This window comes from Mesorhizobium sp. M2A.F.Ca.ET.067.02.1.1 (genome assembly GCF_004023285.1).
In the GTDB taxonomy this organism is placed as follows: Bacteria; Pseudomonadota; Alphaproteobacteria; order Rhizobiales; family Rhizobiaceae; genus Mesorhizobium.
In genome coordinates this window covers 1-472 of sequence record NZ_RZSB01001417.1, presented here as the reverse complement: position 1 = coordinate 472, position 472 = coordinate 1, and the positions used below count along the sequence as shown (strand labels likewise).

At 56.8% G+C, this 472-nt stretch carries 1 protein-coding gene; it reads right to left on the bottom strand.

Annotated elements, in window-relative coordinates:
• Positions 1-7: 7 nt before the first annotated feature.
• Positions 8-472 (bottom strand): hypothetical protein (locus EOA28_RS39795; RefSeq protein WP_210215000.1); only part of this gene is annotated, 465 nt, incomplete at its 5' end.

Genomic DNA, 472 nt, shown 5'->3' with positions numbered 1-472 from the left:
GTTATTGCTAATAGAACCGTGCCGCTATCCACTTTGCGCAAAGGAGGCATTTTTTGGCGTCCTGACCTGCGTCGCCGTCCCGGGAGATGCTTTGCTGTGGCTCGTCACGCGGGCGGCTCAGACGCGCCCCCGAGCGCACGTCACCTTTCGCTTGCCTGGGCGCCTTGGCCCACCGTAAGCGCCTTGTCCACTCTAGTTGCGAGGAATAGCAGAACATCGAGAACAGCACGGCAATCAGAAGGACAATCTTCCCCAGCCTGATGTCCACCTCGTCGAACTTGACGAAAACACTACCGAGAACATGGCGCTGGCATAGATGAAGTTGAGCCGCGCCAGAAATTGGAGAATGTGAGATGCTACGGTAGAGCGAGGCAAGACTACGCTTTGCCGTATTGACATAGCCGACCAGTAACCGACTTGCCCGGCGATGGAGCAAAGGGCGGCAATCAAATAGAGTGGCGGTGCAAACAGC